Annotated in this window: 13 protein-coding genes; 3 read left to right on the forward strand and 10 right to left on the reverse strand. The window is 63.8% G+C overall.

Translation table 11 applies throughout. The features are described from left to right. Window positions 1-24 precede the first annotated feature (24 nt). Window positions 25-795, forward strand: coding sequence for a fused MFS/spermidine synthase (locus tag HHL21_RS20400; RefSeq protein ID WP_169469339.1), 771 nt, complete (start codon window positions 25-27; stop codon window positions 793-795). A 194-nt stretch (window positions 796-989) separates the two neighbouring features. After that, window positions 990-3,476, forward strand: a complete 2,487-nt coding sequence (locus HHL21_RS20405; RefSeq protein ID WP_169469340.1) for a TonB-dependent receptor plug domain-containing protein — start codon at window positions 990-992, stop codon at window positions 3,474-3,476. A gap of 3 nt (window positions 3,477-3,479) precedes the next feature. On the opposite strand, the gene HHL21_RS20410 is transcribed toward HHL21_RS20405, so the two are convergent. The 10 genes from HHL21_RS20410 to HHL21_RS20455 are packed head-to-tail and all read right to left on the reverse strand — an operon-like array spanning window position 3,480 to window position 16,287. Then, window positions 3,480-4,853 (reverse strand): hypothetical protein, encoded by a 1,374-nt coding sequence (locus tag HHL21_RS20410; RefSeq protein ID WP_229496644.1) that lies wholly within the window; start codon window positions 4,851-4,853, stop codon window positions 3,480-3,482. Beyond that, complete coding sequence (locus tag HHL21_RS20415; protein ID WP_169469342.1) at window positions 4,850-6,817, reverse strand: DUF4175 family protein; 1,968 nt, start codon at window positions 6,815-6,817, stop codon at window positions 4,850-4,852. The genes HHL21_RS20410 and HHL21_RS20415 overlap by 4 nt, the downstream gene beginning before the upstream one ends. Beyond that, the gene (locus tag HHL21_RS20420) at window positions 6,801-7,772 is read right to left on the reverse strand and encodes a BatA domain-containing protein (protein WP_169469343.1); all 972 of its coding nucleotides are present in this window, start codon (window positions 7,770-7,772) and stop codon (window positions 6,801-6,803) included. Before HHL21_RS20420 ends, HHL21_RS20415 begins: the two co-directional genes overlap by 17 nt. Then, window positions 7,769-8,653 carry a DUF58 domain-containing protein gene (locus HHL21_RS20425; protein ID WP_169469344.1) on the reverse strand — a complete coding sequence of 295 codons (885 nt, stop codon included), beginning with the start codon at window positions 8,651-8,653 and terminating at the stop codon, window positions 7,769-7,771. Before HHL21_RS20425 ends, HHL21_RS20420 begins: the two co-directional genes overlap by 4 nt. Before the next feature lie 7 nt (window positions 8,654-8,660). Next, entirely contained in the window at window positions 8,661-9,665 is a 1,005-nt protein-coding gene (locus HHL21_RS20430; RefSeq protein ID WP_370659772.1) for an AAA family ATPase, read from the reverse strand. A 2-nt stretch (window positions 9,666-9,667) separates the two neighbouring features. Further along, window positions 9,668-10,288, reverse strand: a complete 621-nt coding sequence (locus tag HHL21_RS20435; RefSeq protein ID WP_169469346.1) for a DUF4159 domain-containing protein — start codon at window positions 10,286-10,288, stop codon at window positions 9,668-9,670. A gap of 11 nt (window positions 10,289-10,299) precedes the next feature. Continuing rightward, window positions 10,300-11,634, reverse strand: a complete 1,335-nt coding sequence (locus HHL21_RS20440) for a TldD/PmbA family protein (RefSeq protein WP_169469348.1) — start codon at window positions 11,632-11,634, stop codon at window positions 10,300-10,302. 8 nt (window positions 11,635-11,642) lie between these two features. Continuing rightward, window positions 11,643-13,280 carry a TldD/PmbA family protein gene (locus tag HHL21_RS20445; RefSeq protein WP_169469350.1) on the reverse strand — a complete coding sequence of 546 codons (1,638 nt, stop codon included), beginning with the start codon at window positions 13,278-13,280 and terminating at the stop codon, window positions 11,643-11,645. Between the two features lie 18 nt (window positions 13,281-13,298). Further along, a complete protein-coding gene (locus HHL21_RS20450) occupies window positions 13,299-14,636 on the reverse strand; it encodes a TldD/PmbA family protein (RefSeq protein ID WP_169469352.1) in 1,338 nt (445 codons plus the stop codon). A 13-nt stretch (window positions 14,637-14,649) separates the two neighbouring features. Then, window positions 14,650-16,287: a TldD/PmbA family protein gene (locus tag HHL21_RS20455; RefSeq protein ID WP_169469354.1), complete on the reverse strand. Its 1,638-nt coding sequence runs from the start codon at window positions 16,285-16,287 to the stop codon at window positions 14,650-14,652. Window positions 16,288-16,635: 348 nt separating this feature from the next. Between HHL21_RS20455 and HHL21_RS20460 the strand changes: the two genes are divergently transcribed. Then, a complete protein-coding gene (locus tag HHL21_RS20460) occupies window positions 16,636-17,433 on the forward strand; it encodes a class I SAM-dependent methyltransferase (protein WP_169469355.1) in 798 nt (265 codons plus the stop codon). Window positions 17,434-17,455: the final 22 nt, after the last annotated feature.

The raw sequence follows: 17,455 nt of genomic DNA on the forward strand, positions 1-17,455 counted from the left end.
GCCGCGGTGGTAAGATGCGCCGTCATGTCTTCCACACCCACCTCCCGTTTCGCCGCACCCGGCCATCCTCCCGCGACCACCACACAATTCCGGGGCGTGCGCTTCCTGCACCTCGGCACCTCATGGGTGCAAGGCGCGATGCGCCTCGATAAGCCCGACCATATCGAGCTCGAATACGTCCAGATGATGATGATGTGGATGCTGTTCAAGCAGCAGCCGAAACGCATCGCCCAGCTGGGTCTCGGCAGCGCCGCCCTGACCAAGTTCTGCTATCAGCGTTTTCCTTCGGCGCGTGTCGACGTGGCCGAGCTCAATCCGAACGTGATCGACATCTGCCACGCCGAATTCGGCCTGCCATCGAACGACGAGCGCCTCAATGTGCGCGAGATGGATGCGATGGACTTCGTGCTCGATACGGCCAACCGCAACAGCATCGATGTGCTGCAGGTCGACCTCTACGACGAAGAGGCGCGCGGCCCGGTGCTCGATTCGCAGGAGTTCTACCAGGCCTGCTTCGACTGCCTGGCCGACGACGGCATCATGACCACCAATGTGTTCGGCGAGTTTTCGAACTACGACAAGAACCTGCAGAACATGGAGCTGGTGTTCGATGCGGTGGTGTGGCTGCCCGAGGTGCACGATGCGAACATCATCGTGATCGCCTTCAAGCGCGCGCCGCAGATCGACTTCAGTGTGCTGTACGAGCGCGCCGGCGACATCAAGCGGCGTATGAACCTGCCGGCCAAAAACTGGGTCAACGGTTTGAAGTCCTGGATGCAGGACCACCAGGAATAGCGGTCGGATGGTACTCCAGCTTACCGCGTTTTTCACTGGTTGGCTGGAAATATTGCTCAAATTCTACGTAAACGCAACAGTCTTTCCGGATGCGTTGTACGGACATTTTGTTTCCCTTAGTATCGTTCGCAGCGGGGCGCCTGGCGTCGCCGCATAACAATTCAATCTGCATACGATAACAAGAGAGACCCACAATGACGAGACATTTCAGCAGCCGCCCACTCCTTCAACGTACCCTGCTCGCCACTGCCATGCTGGCCGCGCTCAACAGCGCATACGCACAGCAGGCGCAAGACACCACCACAGTAGCCCGCGCAAGCGACAACGCTCCGGCGACCGTCGTGGTACTGGGTTCGCGCTCGACCGCCAAGACGGCGCTCGACACCGCCTCCCCGGTCGGCCTGATCAACATCAAGGACATGCAGACCGCGGGCCCGCTCGAACTGGGCAAGCTGCTGCAGACGCTCGACCCGTCATTCAACTTCTCGACCACCTTTATCAGCGACGGCACCGACATCATCCGCCCGGCCACGCTGCGCGGCCTCGGACCTGACCAGCTGCTGGTGCTCGTCAACGGCAAGCGCCGCCACCAGCAGGCGCTGGTCAACGTGCAGCAGACCATCGGCCGCGGCTCCGCCGGTACCGACATCAATGCGATCCCGATGTCGGCGATCCACCACATCGAAGTGCTGCGCGATGGCGCGGCAGCCCAATACGGGTCGGACGCGATTGCCGGCGTGATCAACATCGTGCTCAAGTCGCAGACCAACGAAACGCAGCTGAGCAGCTCGATCGGCACGACGTCCGAAGGCGACGGCGACCTGATCTCGGGCAGCGCCAACACCGGCCTCGCACTGGGCGACGGCGGTTTCCTGAACCTGTCGGTCGAAGGCCGCCGCCGCGAAGAGACCAACCGCGCCGGCGTCGACACGCTGCGCGTCGATCCGCCGCGCGTCACCCAGCGCATCGGCGACAGCCTGGCCAAGGACGCCTACCTGTGGTGGAACGCAGCGGTCCCGATGGACAAGGACAGCGAGCTGTATGCGTTCGGCGGCGTATCCAAGCGCACCGGCGATTCGGCGGGCTTCTTCCGCTCCAAAGGCGACGGCCGCACCGTGCCGGCCGTTTATCCGAACGGCTACCTGCCAAACATCATGACCACCGTGAAGGATGCCTCGTTCGCCGTCGGCTATCGCCGCGACCTGGCCAACGCGTGGAACTTCGACATCAGCCTGAACCACGGTCGCAGCGAACTCGGTTTCCACGAGCGTAACTCGATCAACGTCAGCTACTGGTATGAGCCGAAACCAGGCGGCGGCATCTACGCCGAATCGCCGCTGGAAGCCGATACCGGCACGCTGAAGTTCAACCAGACCACCTTCAATGCCGATCTGCGCGGCCCGATCGACCTGGGCGGCCGCAAGATCTCGCTGGCTACCGGCTTCGAGTACCGCAAAGATAACTACGAGATCGTCGCTGGCGATCCGGTCTCGTACCAGTACGGCCGCACCAACAACCCCGCCATCAAGATCTTCGACCAGAACGGCGGCATCGCGGCTTCCGGCGCACAGGGCTTCCCAGGCTACACCCCGGGCACCGAAGTCGACGAAGGCCGCCACAACACCGCGCTGTACATCGACGCGGAACATAACCTGACCGACAAGCTGCTGGTGGCTGCTGCCATGCGCTACGAGAAGTACTCGGACTTCGGCAATACGACAACCGGCAAGCTGAGCATGCGCTACGATCCATCGCGCACGCTGGGCATCCGCGGCAGCGTATCGACCGGCTTCCGCGCACCGTCGGTGCAGCAGAAATTCTACAGCTCGGTGTCGACCAACCTGAACTCGGCCGGTGTACTGACCGAAACGCTGACGGCGCGCGAAGGCAGCGCAGTCACCCGCGCGTTCGGCATTTCGCCGCTGAAGGAAGAGACCTCGAAGAGCGCCAGTATCGGCATGGTGCTGCGCCCGATGACCAACTTCTCGGTCACCGCCGACCTGTACCGCATCGACATCGACGACCGCATCGTCTTCTCGAGCAATATCGCTCCAGAGACGGGCGCATGCCTGACGGCTGCTGCGTGCCCGATCAAGGCCATCCTCGACCCGCTCAAGGTAGGCCAGGCGCAGTTCTTCACCAACGCGATCGACACCACGACCGACGGCTTCGACCTGGTGGCGGAACACACCACCAAGTGGCCTGGTTCGACCCTGGTGCTGTCCGGCCAGCTGGGCTTCAACAAGACCGAAGTCAAGAGCCGCAATTCGCAGTCGCCAGTGCTGACCGGTACGCAGTTGTTCGACGATGCACAGGTAACGCTGATCGAACGCGGCCAGCCGCGCCAGCACCACGTTGTCGCCGCCGACTACACGACCGGCCCATGGAACGTCAACACCCGCGCCAGCTACTTCGGCGAAGTGCAGGGCCAGGGCTTTACCGCCCCGTTCATCCAGACCTGGGAAGCGAAATGGCTGGTCGACATGAGCGTGCGTTATGCGTTCACCAAGCGCATCAGCCTGTCGGTCGGTGCGAACAACCTGTTCGATACGTACCCGACCGAATGGGACAAGGTGAAGGCATTCCCGTTCCCGCAGCTGGGCTTCACGCACTGCTGGGAAACCTGCCCGATCGGTATCAACGGCCGCCAGATGTACGCACGGGTTGACTGGGCGTTCTAAGTATTAGCGCCGCTCGCGCCACCAGAGCGCGAGCATCGCCATTGTGAACAACAAGGCGAACGGCCAGGCAGGCAGCGGAGTTGATCCCGCTGCCTGCGGCGCCGGGGTACGCGCCGCATAACGTGCGGTCGCATCCCGGCGCTGCGCCATCTGCCACATCGGCCAGTCGTTCTTCTCGTACACGTAGACCGCGTGCTGCGGATCGACCTTCATCCATCCCGCCTGTTTCGGCCACACCGCCATGCATGAAGCGTCCGCTTTGTCCGGACGGCGCTGCCACGCGTCGCCGCGCACTCCCAGCGCGCAAATTTCGAGGCGCTGGCCAGCCAGCGGCATCTCTTCCGGCTCGATCCACGACACGGCCTCAGGCCTCGATACGCCCGCCGCGTCCAGCACACGCTGCCACCACAGGCCGAGCGAGCGCGGCTCGCTGATCGCATAGCGGTGCCAGTCGACCGCGCCGAGCCAGACGATGCGGCCTTCCTGCCATTGCCGCGTCCACGCCAGGTCGCCGGCAGGCGCCCATACGCCTGCCACCGGATTGAGCGGCGCAGGCGACATCGCCAGCGGCGCGCCGACTGGTTTGTCAGGGCTGGCCTTCAGGTTCAGTTGTAAGGTCCGGGCCCACATGGCCGGGTCGGCTGCGTTCGAGGCCAGCACGATCAGCGGCATGCCGCCCGCGACCCGATCAAGCAAGGCGGCACGCGCCGCGCCCGGCAGCCTCTCGACATAGGCGGCATCCACCACCATCAGGCCAGGTGTGGCCATCGCCTCCCGAGCTGTCTCGGTGCGCGTGACGGTCTTGCCAAGCGTGACCTGCCAGTCGAGAACCGCGTTGCTGTTTGCGAGCAGTTCGTTGAGGACGCGCGTATCGAAGGACGGCGCACTAAAACGTCCCTGCACCTGCAGCGGCGCGTTATCGCGCACGGCCAACGGCACAGGGCCTTGTGCGATCACCTTGCCGGCGCCATCCAGCAAGCGCGCCTTCAGAACGAGCGTCTCGACTACCGGCGGCAGCCACTGCACGGTGAGGTCCTTGCCGGCGCCCGCCGTCTCCGCAATGAGCTGGTCGTTCTCGGCCAGCAGCTGCAAACGGGCGCTGCCCGCCTTGCTGCGATGGACAGTCAGCGTGAACATCCGCCCCAGGGTCAGCTGGCCTGGAAACTCCAGGCGCAGGACATCGGTGGCCGGTGCCTGCCACTGGATCGGGCGGGCCGGAAGGTCATGCCATTGCGCGGGGCGCAATCCATCGCCATCGACCTTCAGTGGTTTCGGACCGCCCTCCGCAGGCGTCGAGAATTCGCCCACAAGCCCGGCCAGCGCGGCAACCGCGATGACGACCAGAACGGCGTCCACCCATTTGTGACGAATGTTCATGGCTTCGCTCCACTGCGCCATGCACGGGTAAATGGCGTCTCGGTCACCGGCGCCGCCTGAAGCACAATCGGTGCTTCGGCTATCGCGCCGCGCAGCCATGCACGCAGCACCGGCCGGCATGGGATGCAGCCATCGGCGACATCCTGTACCGCGCGCTGCGCCGCGAGGCGCTGGTCGTCGTTGGTGATGCGGGCGCGGACCCACTCCTGCGCATCGCGCGTCCACAGTGCAGGAAGCGCGCCGTCGCTTGCCAGCGATTGCAGCAGCGCGCGCACCTCCGCCGGGATGGCCTCGTCGGCCGCCGCCTGTTCGCGCCGGTAGCTTTTCGCGCCGACCACGTCGCCGGTCAGCCGGATCTCTTCCTTGATGGCGGGCGGCGCGAAGGCCGTCTTATGCAGGTAGATCCGGTCCGCCTGCTGCAGTTCCTTGATCGCTTCCAGTGCCTTGTACTCCGGCGGCAGCGCGGGCTTGGGCGTGATCGCGCGCAAGGCCTTCTCGGCGTCCCACATTGCGGACAAGGCGCGTCGCAGCACCTTTTTGGTGGCTTCGTCGAACAGCGTGGCGTTCTCGGACTCGTCGTGCATGTGGCCGTACTGCGCGATCATCCCGCCGGCGGCGCCGTCATGCTCGTCGCCGTGTTCCTCTTCGCCGCCGAACAGGCTCGATTCCTCGCCGAGGAACTGGCCGTAGCGCCGGCGCAGCATCGCCTGGTCGCCGGCGATCTGCTGGCTGCGTTCCTGTAGCGTGGCCGCCGCCATGCGCGGGTTGGCCTTCATGTCCGCGACCAGCTGCTCGGTATCGATGATGATCTGGCGCTGGCTACGCAGGTTCTCCGGCTTGACCAGCATCGGCAGCGCCGTGCTTTCCTCGCCCTCCTCCACCGGGCCCGGGAGCCGCAGCGTGTAAGTCGGGGACTGCGAGAGGTGCACGCGGCCGGCATTGTCGATTGCGCGCACGAAGAAGTACAACTCGTCGCCCGGCTCCATGCCAAGTTCGGCCAGCGACCAGTCGTTCGACCAGTTGCGCACTTTCGGATCCTCCGAGCCGGGCAGCGGCACTTCGCGGTCGCTGAAACGCACGTTCTCTCCGCTGCCGCGCGCCAGCGTCAGGTGCATCGTGGCGCGCGTTACGGCGTAGTCGTCCCTCACCTCGACCGCGATGCGGGCGGTCGTCGCATCCATCGCCAGCACATGCACCATTTCCTTCGGTGCGGAGATCGTGATGCGCGGTGCGCTGTCCGGCACGACCTTCAGGTTGTAGCGCGCCCCGCGCCAGCGCCAGAACACCGATTCGGCCGCTGTCCAGCGCACGCATTCCTGCCCAAGCCTGAGCACCTGCCCGTCCGACAATTCGATCGGCGGTTCGCCGTCGCGCGGCATCTTGAGGCACCACTCGACGACGCTCTGTTCCGGTATCTGGAGATCGCGGGGCGCCGTCTGCACCGGTGCGACACCGGTATATTTAGGCGGCGTGATGCGCATCGCGATTTCGGATTTTTGCACGGCGGCTGCGCGCGCAAGCGCAGGCGTTGCGGAAGCGTCGCTTGTCCCTGCACGTTCCACTCCCCACAGCGCCAGCGCGGCGGCGCAGCTGAGCGCGAACCAATGGAGACCAAGCGGGATACGGGAACGTGCGATGCCACGCAGTTCATCGCGGCCAATAGCCAATGAAACGCGCTCGAGCAAGCGCCGTTGCTGAAGCCTGCCGACCGGCGTCTGCGCGTGCACCAGCAATGCACTGCTGTCTTCCAGTGCGGGCACGGCACTGTCGATCCAGCGCGTCCAGTTGCCAAGCACCCGCTGGCGCAATCGGTAAAAGTCCCATCCGGCCCAGGCGGCGGAAACGATCACACCGGGAATCGAGCGCATGAGTATCCATGGCAGCGCCACGGCGAGCCATAGCGGCGCGCGCCGCGACACGGCAGCGCGCAGGATGCTGCTGGCGATATCAGCGTTTGCGCGCATACGTCACTATCCGTTCCAGCACAAACAGCGCAATCAGCGCCATGGTCAGCATGTCGCGCAGCGCGCGCGTGCCGGACCCGAGCGGCGCTGACGGGTCGGCCGCCAGTACCTGCGGCGCGGCGATATAAGGCACCGGCGGATAATGCAGCCGCTGCCAGTCTTCAAACAGGCGGCGCGCCGCAGCGGCGTCCTTCGGCGGCCACTTAGCCGAGGTCCACAACCGTCCGCGCGCGCTGTCCGCATAACGCAAGCCCTCAATCAGCTTTGCGTTCTTCAATTCAGGGAATGCAGTCGCATCGCCGACCCACCACAGAGGGGCACGCAAGCTTGCAGGCGGTGCTTCCGGTACGTCCCAGATGACCAGTTCCGGCTTGACGTCCGTGGCATCGACGATCAGGTAGCGCTGCGGTCCGGCGGGCGCAGCGAACAGCGCGCGCCATTCCCCTGCGCGCTTGCTCACGATGGCGACGCGGTGCTCGCTCTTCGCCAACGGCACCGGCTTCGCGCGCAACTCGACCTGATGGCGGAACCGCGGCTTCTCAGCCGGCATCGGCACGGCGCCAAGCACAATCACTTTCGCGTCGCCCAGCCATTCACGTTCATGCTGGCCGAACCACACCAACGGATCGCCGGCGACGTCGATCCTGCTGAAACCGGATGCATCAACCTGCTGCTGCGCCCACGCCGGGTCGGTGCCGGCCCTGACAAGCACGCTGTCGCCGCGCCACGGAATAGCGGGATCCGCCAGCCAGGCGATCAGGCAAGCCAGCAACAGGCAGCGCAACAGCAGCAGGAAGCGGTCGACCCACTGCCACACGCGCTGCTGCTGCGGGTCTGAGCGGGGCAGGAAGCGCGCGGTCGCCAGCGGCAGTGCCTTGACGCGCTCGCGCTTCTGCCGGTGCCACCAGATCGGCAGCAGCAGGACCGGCAGCGCCACCCACCACAGGCTGGTCATGCGCGCCCCGCCTGGCGTAACCAGGCGCGCAATACCGACGCCACCGGATCTTCAATGCATGCGGACTGCGCGCGGATGTCGTGCTTGCGCCATTCCGCGTTCACCGTCGCGAAGTGTTCATCGCGGCGGCGCCGGTATTCGGCCTGCGCCTCGGGACCGAAGCGGAACACGCCTTCGCCCTGCTCCGGGTCGCGGTACGATTTGTTCGCCGGGAAGCTGGCTTCGACCTCGGCCCGGGTTTGCAGGCACAGCGCGCGCACGTCATGCTGCATGTGCCGCAGGCGCAGCAGCGCATCGGTCATCGGCGACGGGAAGTCGAGGAAGTCGCTGACCGCGCACACCAGGCTTGGCGAACGTGCGAAATGCAGGCTGGCGCGCAGCGTCTCCGCTGGCGGCAGCTCGCCGGATGCCTCGGCCCGCGACAGCTGCGCCAGCACGCGGTGCATCTGGCGCGGTCCGCGCGCGGCGGGCGTAAAATTGACCCGGCCATTTGAAAGTACGACGAGCCCAAAGGCGTCGCCCTGCCGCTGCGCGACTGCGGCGACGCAGGCCAGCACGGTTCGCGCGTACCAGAGCTTGTCGACGGTGGGCATCGCCAGGCTGGCCTCGGCCATGCTTGCGCTTGCGTCGAGCCACAGCCAGACGGCTACATGGCTGTCGCGCTCCGCCTCGCGGACGTAGTAACGGTCGGCGCGCGCCAGCAGCTTCCAGTCCACCCGGCGCCACTCGTCCCCGGGCGCGTAGGCCCGGTATTCCGAAAATTCGACGCCCGCCCCGCGCTCGCGCCCGGCGTGGATGCCGTGGCCGAGCCCCGCGAGGACGTAGCGGATGATCAGGTCGAGGTCATTGGTTTGCGCAAGCTGCGCAGGCGTGGCCAGCATGAATCGCTCAGTCGACCTTGATCTCGTTGCGCAGCGACTGCAGGATGTCGGCGATAGCTACACCGTCCGCTTCAGCTTCGAAGTTGCGCAGCACGCGGTGTGCCAGCACCGGCAGCAGCATCGCGCCGATATCTTCGCGCGTGACGGCGAGGCGGCCATGCATCAGCGCGCGCGCCTTGGATGCCAGTACCAGCGCCTGTCCGGCGCGCGGACCCGCGCCCCAGCCGACGTGTTTGGTGATGCTCGCCACCTTCGTGTCCTGCGGCCGCGTCGCGCGCACCAGGCGGGTGGCGTAGCGCAGCAGGTGGTCGCCGATTTCGATATCGCGTACCAGCAGCTGCAGGCGCAGCAGGGTTTGCACGTCCATCGCCGGCTCCGCATCCTGCAATCCCGCGTGGGTGGTGCGCGAGACCATCATCATCTCTTCGTCCTCGGTCGGATAGCCGACGTCGATGCGCAGCAGGAAGCGGTCGAGCTGTGCCTCCGGCAGCGGATAGGTGCCGGCCTGCTCGATCGGGTTCTGGGTCGCCAGCACGAAGAAAGGCTGCGGCAGCCTGTGGGTGTGGCCCGCGAAAGTCACCGAGCGCTCCTGCATCGCTTCCAGCAGTGCCGACTGGGTCTTCGGCGGCGCGCGGTTGATCTCGTCGGCCAGCAGCACCTGCGTGAACACGGGGCCCTTCTGGAAGCGGAACACGCGCTGGTGCGTGGTGGTGTCTTCCTCGAGGATCTCGGTGCCGACGATATCGGACGGCATCAGGTCGGGCGTGAACTGCACGCGGCGGAACTGCATGTCAGTGGCCTGCGCCAGCGACTTGACCAGCAGTGTCTTGCCCAGTCCCGGCACGCCTTCGACCAGCGCATGGCCGCCCGCGAGCAGGCAGATGACCAGCGATTCGATCACCTTGTCCTGCCCGATGATCACCTTCGACATGCTGGCCGTGAGCGCCTTTACGCGCGCGGTCAGGTCGGCTACTTCGGATTCATTCCATGCTATTGCATCACGTTCCGACACTTTCAAGCTCCCAATGCGTACTGAATAATATTGACTGCAAAGCGCGTGTTGTCGATCGCCAGGAAGCGCTTGTTACGGAAGTCGTAGTCCCACTCGCAGCCGTAGTCCTTGTTCGAATACAGCACCCGCACGCGGCCGTTGAACTCGATCGCCTTCAGGTAATCGTGCACAAGGTCGTCACCCCAGCCATTGAGCTCGACGCCGGTATTCGGCGGGCCGTCGAATTCGAAGAAGCTCGAATAGATGCGGTGGTTGTTCGGGATCTTGTGCAGCGCCTTGGGCCCGAACATGCGCGCCAGCTCGGCTTCGAACGATTTGGCGAACAGCCCGTCGACGTCGTGATTGCAGTCGTCGACGAACACAAAGCCGCCGCCGCGCACGTAGCGCTCGAAGTTCTTGCGCTCGGCCGGCGAGAACTGCACCAGCTTGTGCCCTGCCAGGTAGCAGAACGGCGCTTCCAGCATCTTCGGATCGGACAGCGCAACCACGCGTTCGACGGGATCAACCCGCAAGGTGGTGTATTCCACCAGCGAGTTGAGCACGTTGCTGGGCATGCGGATGTCCACGTCCCAGTCGCCCGAGTCGTACATCAGGCGCGTGAAGTAGAAATCGTAGCTCGCCATCCCTTACCTGTTTAAACCGCGTCGGACAGCGACGTGAAGTTGAAGTCGCGGATCTTCATCGGCGGCAGCACCATCTGGAATCTTCCTTCGCCGCCCATGACGACCGGCTTGCCAAGTTCGTCGACGTTGTTCAGCATCGACACCGGGCTTTCGTTGAAGCGGAAATTCTTCACCGGATGCTTGATCTTGCCGTTTTCGACGTAGAAGGTGCCGTCGCGCGTCAGTCCCGTCAGCAGCAGCGACTGCGGATCGACCATGCGGATGTACCAGGTGCGCGTGACAACGATGCCCTTTTTGGTCGACGCGATCATCTCTTCCAGCGAGCGGGTGCCGCCGGCCATGATGATGTTGCCGTGGCGGCCCTTCGCTTCGACTCCCTGTTTCTGCGCCCAGAAGGGCGTGTAGTCGAGCGAAGCGATGCGGCCGTCCTTGATAATGTCGGTACGTTCGCGCGGCAGCATCGACTCGTTGTCCCATGGGCGCACCGGTACATCCTTGTCCCACGGATCGGCCCAGATGTTGACCTGTTCGTCGAACAGTTTTTCGCCCAGCCGGTTGCCGCCGCCCTTCTTCGACAGGAAGCTGCGGCCTTCGTCGGCCCGGCGGGCATCGAATGCGTTAAACATAAACCTGAGCAGGTCGGAAGTCGCCGCCGGCTCCAGGATGACCGTGTAGCGGCCCGGTTCCAGCGCCTTGGCGTCCACCGAACGCAGCGCCTTTTCGATCGCTACCTGCGATGCTTCGCGCGGGTCGAAGTTGCTGGCGTCGTTGACCGAACGCGTGACCCAGCCCGAACCGCGGCCGTCTTCGGTGCGCGCGGTGCAGGTGAAGCTCAGGTTGGTGAACTCCTGGTGGCCGAACACGCCGTTCGAGTTTGCGATGGTTTCAAAGCCGGTGGTGTCGGTGAAGAAGCCTGCCGTGACGAGCTTGTTCTTGCGGCCGGCGACGATGCTGTGCGACGCCACATCGGCGCGGAATGCCGGATCGATTGCGGCCGTCGAGGCGCGGAAGGTGTTCGATGGCTTAAACGCCTGCTTTCGGACCGCCGGCATGAACTCCGGGTTTTCCGGCGCCAGGCGTGCCACATCCTCGGCGCGGCGCACGGCTTTTTCCAGCGACTTCTCGTCGAACTCGTTGATGGTCGCGGTGCCCTGGCGCTTGCCGAAAGCGACGCTGACCGTCAGCTCGGTGTTTTCGACCAGCCCTGCAGTCGATACGCTGTTCTGAGCGTAACGGATGTTCCCGGTGCGCCCGCCGCTGATCGTCACGCGGCATTCATCGGCCTTCGAGAATCCGAGCACGCGGTCGCAGATGCGCTTTGCTTCTTCCTGGTTCAGCTGTTTCATATTTTCCCTTAGCCGATCTTGCGCGCGGTGTTGATCACATTGACGCCGTTGAAGCGCGTCGTCGACGAGCCGTGCGATACCGCACTTACCTGGCTAGGCTGGCCTTTGCCGTCGAAGAAGGAACCGCCCATGCGCCAGTCGCGCTCATCGCAGATCGCGCTGCAGGCATTCCAGAATTCCTGGGTGTTCGACTGGTACGCCACGTCTTCGATCGGGCCGGTGATCTTGCCGTTCTTGATCTCGTAGTACATCTGGCCGCCGAACTGGAAATTGTAGCGCTGCTGGTCGATCGAGTACGAACCGCGGCCCAGGATGTAGATGCCCTTCTTGACGTCCTTGACCATTTCGTCCGGCGTCAGGCGCTCCTTGCCTGCCGCGAGCGAGATGTTCGGCATGCGCTGGAACTGCACGCTGTCCCAGCTGTCCGCATAGGAGCAGCCGTGCGATTCTTTTTCGCCGATGATGTGGGCCTGGTCGCGCGTCGCCTGGTAGTTCACCAGCACGCCGTCCTTGATGATGTCCCAGCGCTTCGATGCTACACCTTCGTCGTCGTAGCCGACCGCGCCGAGCGAACCCGGAGTGGTTTTATCGGCGAAGAAGTTGACGCGCTCGGAGCCGAACTTGAATTTTTTGGTCTGCCACTTGTCGAGGGTGGCGAAGCTGGTGCCCGCGTAGTTGGCTTCGTAGCCGAGCACGCGATCGAGTTCGGTCGGGTGTCCAACCGATTCGTGGATCGTCAGGAACAGGTGTTCAGGGCTCAGCACGAGGTCGTACTTGCCTGGTTCGACGCTCCTGGCGGTGAGCTTCGCGCGCGCGTCGCGTCCGGCCGAACGAGCATCCTCGATGATGTCGTACGATTTGGTGTACAGGGTCGTGACGCCCCCTGCGGCCATGACCTTGTCTTCCTTGCGCGCGTCGAAGTATTCGTAGCCCATGCCCACTGGCGCGGCGAGGCTGTCGCGGGTGCGGAACTTGTTGGTGGCCTTGTCGACCGCGGTCGCGGTGAACGGCGCCCACAGGCGATGGACGTCCTGGTCGATGTACGAACCGTCGGTCGATGCGAAGTACTTCTGCTGGTTGACCTGGAACAGGGTCGAGGTCATGAAGTTCGCGCCCGCATCCATGCCGGCCTTGTTCGCTGCGATCAGCATGTCCGCCTTCTCCTTGACCGGAACGGTGCGCCAGTCCTTCCTGTATGGCGTCGCCCAGCTTACCTCCCCCACGCCCTTGACCGGCGCCAGGCGCACAGGCTCGGACTGGAGCTTGGCGTTGGCCTTGGCGATGGCAACCGCCTGGCGCGCCGCATTGGCCACGCCATCGAGCGACAGGTCGTTGGTCGCCGCGAACCCGTAGGCGCCGCCCGCGATCACGCGCACGCCGACACCGGTCGACTCGGTGTTGACGACGTTCTCGACATTCAGGTCGCGGGTGGTGATGAACTGGTTCAGGTAGCGGCCAATGCGAACATCGCAGTAGCTGGCGCCGGCCTTGGTGGCAGAGTTCATCGCGGCGTCGGCCAGCGACTTCTTGAATGCGACCGCGACCGGGTTCATCAACTCTTCGGCAGCGATGGCGTTGCCGAACACGGGAATCAGCATGGCGCCCGCGGCGCCGCTGCCGATTTTAAGGAAGGTACGTCGTTCCACTCTATTACTCCAAACTTTTTAAACTGCGTCGGACAGCGACGTGAAATTGAAATCGCGGACCTTCATTGGCGGAATCGCCATTGCGAAACGGCCTTCGTCGCGGCCGATGATCTGCGGCTTGCCGATTTCCTCGATATTGTTCAGCATCGTGACCGGACTTTCGTTGAAGCGGAAGTTCTTGATCGGATACTTGATCTTGCCGTTCTCGATGTAGAAGGTGCCGTCGCGCGTCAGGCCGGTGAGCAGCACCGACTGCGGATCGACCATGCGGATGTACCAGGTGCGGGTGACCAGGATGCCCTTCTTGGTGCTGGCGATCAGGTCCGCGGTCGACTTGTCGGTACCGGCCATGATGATGTTGCCCGGTGCGCCGACGGCACGCACGCCCTGCTTCTTGGCCCAGAACGTCGAGTAATCGAGCGCCGCCACTTTGCCATCCTTGATCAGCGCCATGCGCTCGCGCGGCAGCATGTTCTGCGAATCCCACGGCAGCACAGGCACGTCCGGATTCCACGGATCGGCCCAGATGTTGACCTGCTGGTCGAACAGCTTTTCGCCCAGGCGGTTACCGCCGCCCTTTTTGGACAGGAAGCTGCGGCCTTCATCGGCGCGACGCGCATCGAAGCCGCCCATCATGACGGAGAGAAGTTCGGAGGTTGCGGCAGGCTCCAGGATCACTGTGTAGCGGCCTGGCTCCAGCGCTTTCGCCTCGACGGAGCGCAGCGCTTTTTCAATCGCCACGCTGGACGCTTCACGCACGTCGAAGCGCGATACGTCATTGGCGGAGCGGTTGACCCAGCCCGAACCGCGACCGTCTTCGGTGCGCACCGTGCAGGTGAAATCGAGGCCCGTTTCTTCCTGGTGTCCAAACACGCCGTTCGAATTGGCGATGGTCTCGAACGACGCGTTGTCGGTAAAGAAGCCCGCGGCGATCAGCTTGTTCTTGCGGCTCTCTTCAATGCTGTACGCCGCAGTCTGCGCGCGGAAGTCGGGATCGATGGCAGCCGTTTTCGCGCTGTACGTGCCGCTTGCCTTGAACGCATGCTTGCTCACTGCCGGCATGTACTCCGGGTTCTCGGGTGCGAGGCGCGCAAGGTCTTCAGCGCGGCGTACGACTTTTTCGAGCGACCTGTCGTCGAACTCGTTGATGGTCGCCGTGCCCTCTTTCTTGCCGAACGCGACCTGCACCACCAGCTGGGTGTCTTCGACCAGGCCCGCAGTCGAGACGTTGTTGCGCGCATAACGGATGTTACCGGTGCGGCTGCCGCTCAGGGTCACGCTGCATTCGTCGGCTTTCGACATTGCCAGCACGCGGTCGCAAATACGCTTGGTTTCTTCAGAATTCAGAAGTTTCATGTTGGTCCTTGCCTTAGCCGATCTTGCGAGCGGTGTTGATGACGTTGATGCCGTTGAAGCGCGTGGTGCTCGATCCGTGCGAGACGGTGCTGACCTGTGATGGCTGGCCCTTGCCGTCGAAGAAGGAGCCGCCCATGCGCCAGTCGCGCTCATCGCAGATCGCCGAGCACGCGTTCCAGAATTCCTGGGTGTTCGACTGGTATGCGACATCCTCGAGCTGCGCGCCGATCTTGCCGTCCTTGATTTCGTAGAACAGCTGGCCGCCGAACTGGAAGTTATAACGCTGCTGGTCGATCGAGAAGGAACCGTCGCCAACGATGTAGATGCCCTTCTTGACGTCCTTGATCATCTCGTCCGGAGTCAGCTTCTTCTTGCCCGCTTCGAGCGAGATGTTCGGCATGCGCTGGAACTGCACGCTGCTCCAGCTGTCGGCATACGAACAGCCATGCGATTCTTTTTCGCCGATGATGTGGGCCTGGTCGCGCGTGGCCTGGTAGTTGACCAGTATGCCGTCGCGGATGATGTCCCAGCGCTTGGTCGGCACGCCTTCGTCGTCGTAACCGACGGCGCCCAGCGATCCCGGCACCACTTTGTCGGCGACGATGTTGACGCGCTCGGAGCCGTACTTGAATTTCTTGGTCTGCCACTTGTCGAGGGTAGCGAAGCTGGTGCCTGCGTAGTTGGCTTCGTAGCCAAGCACGCGATCGAGTTCGGTCGGGTGGCCGACCGATTCGTGGATCGTCAGCCACATGTGCTCAGGCGAGAGCACCAGGTCGTACTTGCCCGGCACGACCGACTTGGCAGTCAGCTTCTCCTTGGCCTGGCGGCCGCAGGCGCGCGCATCTTCGATCAGGTCATACGAATTCTTGTACAGCGTGCAGACGCCGCCTGCCGCCTTCAGCTTGTCTTCAGGACGCGCGTCGAGGTATTCGTAGCCCATGCCTACCGGCGACGACAGGCCCTGGCGCGAGCGGAATTTGTTGGTCGACTTGTCGACCGCGGTGGCGAACAGCGGCATCCACATGCGGTGCACGTCCTGGTCGATGTACGAGCCGTCGGTGGACGCGAAGTACTTCTGCTGGTTCACCTGGAACATCAGCGACTGCATGAAGCTTGCGCCGCCATCGAGGCCGGCCTTGTTCGCGGCGATCAGCAGTTCGGCTTTCTCCTTGATCGGAACGGCGCGCCAGTCCTTCTTGATCGGCGTTGCCCACTTCACTTCCCCGATGCCCTTGACCGGCGCGAGGCGCACCGGCTCGACCTGCAGCTTGGCGTTGGCCTTGGCGATCGCGACCGCCTGGCGCGCGGCGGCGGCGACCGAGTCCGGCGACATGTCGCTGGTCGCGGCGAAGCCGTAGGCGCCGTTGCAGATGACGCGCACGCCGACGCCTGCGGATTCGGTGTTGGTCACGTTTTCCACGTTCAGGTCGCGCGTGGTGATGAACTGGTTCAGGTAGCGGCCAATGCGTACGTCGCAATAGCTCGCGCCCGCAGCGGTGGCGGCGTTAAGGGCCGTATCGGCCAGCGTCTTCTTGAATTTGTCTGCGAGAGGGCTGAGTAGTTCGTCAGCTGCGACAGCGTGCCCGAAAACCGGTACCAGCATCGTACCGAGGGCTAAGCCGCTGATGTTGAGGAAAGCGCGTCGTTCCATAGTATCTCCAAATACTCCCGAGGGAAGCGGCGCGCCATGCATATGCCGGCCGCTCTTGTTGTAAGTACAGACATCCAGCGTAAATCGTTTGCCCGATAAAAGCAGCAGAAACCTTACCAGCAAAACCGCGAGTTGAACACGCAATCTTTGTGCCACTTGCTAAGTTGTTGATTTCTTAAACCGGGGCCGTCCGATGCAGGTGTCCGGAGTGTCCGCGGCACTGTCCGGAACATGGCACGGACAGTATGTACGAGCCTTCTTACGTATGCGTATTAGAATGTGCTTGACCGGCACCGGGGCTTGTCCGATGATCGCCGGTCGTTCAACCACCTTGGGAGACACTAAGACATGAAAAAACTGATTTTGGCCGCACTGCTGGCGGCATCCGCTGCAGCAGGCACTGCCCACGCCGACGACGCGCTCAAGGCAGCCATCGCGGGCAAGCACCGCTCGGAAGCCAACGCCGCGCGCGATGCGGCGCGCCACCCATACGAAACGCTGACCTTCTTCGGCATCAAGCCGACCATGACGGTCGTTGAACTGTCGCCGGGCGGCGGCTGGTACACCGAGATCCTCGCGCCCTACCTGCGCGACAAGGGCAAGCTGATTGGCGCGGGCGAATCGCCGGAGTCCACTAATGCCGGCGCGCGCCGTTACGCGGACAACTTCACCAAGAAGCTGGCGTCCGACGCGGCGGCGTACGGCAAGGTGCAGCGCGGCCTGTTCGAGCCGCCGAGGGCCTACAACATCGCGCCTGCCGGCAGCGCCGACATGGTGCTCACCTTCCGCAACCTGCACAACTGGATCGGCGCCGGCGACGACAAGGTGAAAGAGATCTTCACCAAGGTGCATGAGACGCTCAAACCGGGCGGCGTGTTCGGCGTGGTCGACCACCGCCTGCCGGCATCGCGCCCGTACGCGGATAACGGCTATGTGCACGAGGCGTACGTCATCAAGATGGCGGAGAGCGTCGGCTTCAAGCTGGCCGGCAAATCGGAAGTCAACGCGAACCCGAAGGACACCGCCGACCATAACAAGGGCGTGTGGGCGTTGCCGCCGACGCTGGCGAACAAGGATGTCGACCGCGAGAAGTACATGGCCATCGGCGAGAGCGACCGCATGACGCTCAAGTTCGTCAAGCAGTAACCTGCACCCTCCGCCATTCCCG

This window comes from Massilia polaris, assembly GCF_012927275.1.
GTDB classification, from domain to species: Bacteria; Pseudomonadota; Gammaproteobacteria; order Burkholderiales; family Burkholderiaceae_D; genus Telluria_A; species Telluria_A polaris.